This window comes from Candidatus Cyrtobacter comes (assembly GCF_034470605.1).
In the GTDB taxonomy this organism is placed as follows: domain Bacteria; phylum Pseudomonadota; class Alphaproteobacteria; order Rickettsiales; family Midichloriaceae; genus Cyrtobacter; species Cyrtobacter comes.
This window is the reverse complement of sequence record NZ_JARGYT010000097.1, coordinates 1-4,455: the sequence shown is the minus strand read 5'-3', so window position 1 is coordinate 4,455 and position 4,455 is coordinate 1. Positions and strand designations below refer to the sequence as shown.

The following is a 4,455-nucleotide window of genomic DNA, read 5'->3' as shown; positions in this document are numbered from 1 at the left end:
ATATTTGCTATTATTGTCTTTCTTGCTCATTATTTTAAGATATAAATCGTTAAACGTTATATTCTAGCTTAACAACTTACACACTTACCTTGACGCCTCAGTTTAGAGATTTGGCGCTATCTATGCATGACAGTACCGGATTTTGGACTTATCTTATCTACCCAGTTTGCTTCCTTTGTAGCTTGAGATTCATCATACTTAGAAATGCTCCCTTCAATATCATTTTCGTTTTTTAAGTTTTCAATGCCATGCTTAGGCTCTAATCTAATACCTACTTTCATCTCAAGTGAATCTCCAAGATTCGCGATCTGACCCATTAAAGTTTCAAGCTGCTCTTCTGGTGAAATGTTTTCTACTTTTTTACCAATTTTTTCTTCTTTATTTTCTTTCTCAACTTCATCTTTCACACTGAACATTTCTTTTATTGCTCCATATATATGCTTTATAGCACTTATCACACCATCTTTTTCAAACTTTTCTACACCTTCTGCTAGCCCTTTGAGCAATCTAAATGTTTTATATAATGAGCTAAACTCTTTATGATCATCTAGCTTATTTTCATTATCAGTTAATCCATCGGCAATAGTTTTAACAACTCCAGCAAGTTGCGCAAGTGATTCCTTCAATATATACTTTGCGAAATCTATAGTAGGACTTTTTATACCAAGAAAAGCTTGAACCATATCAAATATTTGCCCAAGACTCTCTCTAGCATTATCTACTATTCCCTTTTTATTTGATTGATCTTGCTGATCAGTGATATTTAAATCATTTTCAGTATCTTTCATAAGAATTACATTTAATAATCATGTATAAACAGAAGCATATGAATCCATATATTTCAATATATTTAAGTAAAATCGAAATATATTTATTCAGTCTATTTTTATTGATTTGTAATAATAAATGATACCAAACTATAATAACTTACTAGTTTAGCGCAGGCTATCTATGCTAGATCTAATTTAGCATCAATCTTTAATAATGATAATTTAGTAAATAAGCGCTACTTGACCGCTTGCAGAATGAGGTATACCAAATGATTATTCTACACTTTAGCTAGGCTTTATGATCCAAGTTACAATTACTGGAGCTTCTGGAAAAATGGGTACGACTATACTAAAGCTACTCGATTCTCAAAATTACAAATACAGAAATCTAATCAAAGCCAAAGCACTGCTTTCCTCTAAGAAAGAGTCAGAGCTCTATATAAGCGATATCCATGAAGGTGTTAAGCAATCAGATATAACTATCGATTTTACATCCGCATCATATGCATTAAAAATCATAAAAGCATCTGCATTATATAATAAAAAAATAATCATTGGCACAACGGGCTTTTCAGATGCTGATTTAAAAGAAATTGAGCAGTACGCACAAAAAATTCCGATATTTTTATCACCTAATATGTCGATCGGCATATATATACTCTCAATCTTAGCACAAACTGCTACTAAAGCTTTAACAAATGGATCTTTTGATCTCAATATACTGGAATATCATCATAGAAAAAAACTGGATTCCCCATCTGGCACAGCCATAAGTATAGCAAAAATGCTTAGTAATATTACCGGTGATTCTATTAAGTACAATGAACAAAGAAGATATGATAATGAAATACATATCAATTCTATTAGAGCAGGTTCTATAATTGGAAAACATGAGATAACCATGAATGGCGCTTTTGAAAAAATATCACTCATACATGAAGCTTTTGATAGATCTATATATGCAACTGGAGCATTAGATGCGGCTCTATTTATGTCTACTATAGATAAACCAGGTATATATGGAATGGCGGATCTATTGCCGTGTTTAGCCTAAGTAGCGCTATATTTAATGTCAAATATTTCAAAAATTTATATAAAATAGTCAAGAGAGATTGTCTCCATTCTAATATATTGATTTTTAGAAACTAATATATGGCTTTTTTATTTGAATGTGATAGCTAATACCTCCTATTAGCTATGGTAATAGATACATTATAACACACATATCGACCTATAATTTCTGCAGATCTACTGCATTTTTAAACTATAAATAATTTTTATTTCCATCATGCCAAACCACTTTTAACTTTAATATAAAATTAAGAATGGCTATATTTTCACATCATTTTTCGCTGTTAATGTTTTTTACTATATCAGAAAACTCATGCATGGAAGAAAAGTTAGCAACTTCCGAACACCCCATACGCTTTGCTATATTACTAAGTACGTTTCCAGGCCCTAATTCTAAGAACATACACCTATTTAAGTTTTTCTCACTTTCTGAACGCAAAATCTCCATAGTTTCTCTCCATCTAACTCTGTTTGGTATTTGCTTTTGCAGTAACAGAGCAGTAAGCTCACCACCAGGATGTGAACTCAGATCGTAATTTGATATTACCCTAAAATTTGGCTCAAGAAAATTAGTTTTCCTAAGATGATAAGACATCTCATCGGCAGCACTTTCGATCATCGAACAATGGAATGGGGCACTAACATTTAGCATTATAGCCTTTTTAACACCATAATTTTTTGAAATATCGATCGCTTCTTTAATTGATGAGAAAGTGCCGCTGATAACAAATTGACCAGCGCCATTATCATTAGCAATCTGACATATACCAGAAACCTCCTTACATAGATCTTCTACATGAGAAACCTCAGATACACCCAAAAGCGCCGCCATAGCACCATTTTCAGTTACAGCAGCCTGTATAGCTCGTCCTCTTTTATCCAAAAGAACAGCGGCCTCTTCTAAGCTAATAGCACCGGAAGCAACAAGTGCACTATATTCACCTAAAGAATGTCCAGCCGAAGCTTGTGGCCTTATATCAACTTCCTGCAATAATGCGCAATATGCCGCAATAGAAATGGCCATTATAGCTGGCTGAGCATTCACAGTTAAAGTTAATTCTTCAATAGTTCCATTGAAAATGAGAGCAGAGAGCCCTCTGCCCAGCGCCTCATCAACACGAGCAAAAACATCTTTGGAAACAGAGAAATTATCGAAAAGAAACTTACCCATTCCAACAAACTGAGAGCCCTGGCCAGGAAATAACAAAAAACACTCAAGCATCCTTCTTTGAGATAAGATATGTTATCTTGAATAGAACTCAACTACCAAATTCGGCTGCATAACAACAGGATAAGGAACATCAGAAATAGCCGGGACCCTAACATAAGTCGCACTCATCGAATCTTTGTCAAATTGTAAATAATCAGGACATGCACCAGAAGATTCAACATTTTGCTGTACTATAGCAAAAGATTTTGCCTTTTCTACAACAGAGACAACATCACCAACACTCAGCCTATAACTTGCTATGTTCACCTTTCTACCATTAACCATAACGTGCTTATGACTAACAAACTGGCGAGCCGCAAATATTGTGCTAACTATACCCATTCTATATATAAAAGCATCAAGACGGGATTCAAGCATTCCTATTATGTTCTGCGCTGTATCTCCACGCTTTCTAGAAGCGTTCTTATATATATTCCTAAACTGCTTTTCTGTTATATCTCCATAGTATTTTTTGAGTTTTTGTTTGGCGCTAAGCTGAATACCATAATCTGTGGGCTTCTTATAACCTGAGGCACCATGCTGACCAGGAGGGGAGTTTCTTGAAACAACAGGATCCTTTTGAGAACCCCATACGGCTTCACCCAACCTCCTACTGATTTTAAATTTACGATTAACCCTTTTTGACACTTAATAGAAAAAAAACTACTAGAGGACAGGGGATTTAATCATAAAGTAAATTACGTGTCAATTAGTCATATAAATTATTGGTATTATCTAGTCTAATATAGGCAGATGATGATAAAAAATTACACAAGAATAGCATTGCTATTAATGTTATTATGCCCTGCTTTTTATTATTTATTCCATTTAAGAGAGATGTGGCACTGCATATGTAACGATTTTATAAAAAGGCATAGCTAGATTATATAATTTTCTTCTAAAAAGCCTCAGTGTCCATACATTGATAAGGCGCAATATACAGCTCAACAACCCCTTTAAAACAATCAACCATTTCATCATATATAAATTTTGTTGCGCTACTAATTTGCCATAGCCACTGGATAGTATTGTCAGTACACCACTTATATAAAAGCGTCATATTATCATGTGTTGCATTATCTTTTGCCCAGGTAGCATAAGTGGCCGACTGTGTACATAGAGATTTTGTAGTTTCACTTATCGTATTCAAGCTCTGAGCAGCATGGTCAGTTAGGTACTTACATACAAGTACCATATTACCATATGTTGCATTATCTTTTGCCCAGGTAGCATAAGTGGCCGACTGTGTACATAGAGATCTTGTAGCTTCACTCATCGCACCCAAGCTCTGAGCAGCATGGTCAGTTAGGCACTGTTAACAAAGGTTTTGCCAAATAATGGAAAAGATGCAATATTATATTGGAGGCGATAAATATGGTATTTAGATGGATAAAAGGTTGTTTC

The 4,455-nt window shown here is 34.3% G+C and carries 5 protein-coding genes; 1 reads left to right on the top strand and 4 read right to left on the bottom strand.

The genetic code is table 11. The features are described from left to right. Positions 1-116: 116 nt before the first annotated feature. Positions 117-788, bottom strand: a complete 672-nt coding sequence (locus Cyrtocomes_RS05445; RefSeq protein ID WP_322498178.1) for a hypothetical protein — start codon at positions 786-788, stop codon at positions 117-119. A gap of 280 nt (positions 789-1,068) precedes the next feature. On the opposite strand from Cyrtocomes_RS05445, the gene dapB reads away from it, so the two are divergent. Next, the gene (gene dapB, locus Cyrtocomes_RS05440) at positions 1,069-1,824 is read left to right on the top strand and encodes a 4-hydroxy-tetrahydrodipicolinate reductase (RefSeq protein ID WP_322498177.1); all 756 of its coding nucleotides are present in this window, start codon (positions 1,069-1,071) and stop codon (positions 1,822-1,824) included. Between the two features lie 288 nt (positions 1,825-2,112). Here the strand turns inward: dapB and Cyrtocomes_RS05435 are convergent, their stop codons facing one another. The 3 genes from Cyrtocomes_RS05435 to Cyrtocomes_RS05425 all read right to left on the bottom strand — a co-directional run bounded on the left by Cyrtocomes_RS05435 (position 2,113) and on the right by Cyrtocomes_RS05425 (position 4,327). Beyond that, positions 2,113-3,063 (bottom strand): ACP S-malonyltransferase, encoded by a 951-nt coding sequence (locus tag Cyrtocomes_RS05435; protein WP_322498176.1) that lies wholly within the window; start codon positions 3,061-3,063, stop codon positions 2,113-2,115. A 21-nt stretch (positions 3,064-3,084) separates the two neighbouring features. Next, positions 3,085-3,699, bottom strand: a complete 615-nt coding sequence (gene rpsD, locus Cyrtocomes_RS05430; RefSeq protein WP_322498175.1) for a 30S ribosomal protein S4 — start codon at positions 3,697-3,699, stop codon at positions 3,085-3,087. 250 nt (positions 3,700-3,949) lie between these two features. Next, a complete protein-coding gene (locus Cyrtocomes_RS05425) occupies positions 3,950-4,327 on the bottom strand; it encodes a hypothetical protein (RefSeq protein WP_322498174.1) in 378 nt (125 codons plus the stop codon). Positions 4,328-4,455 lie beyond the last annotated feature (128 nt).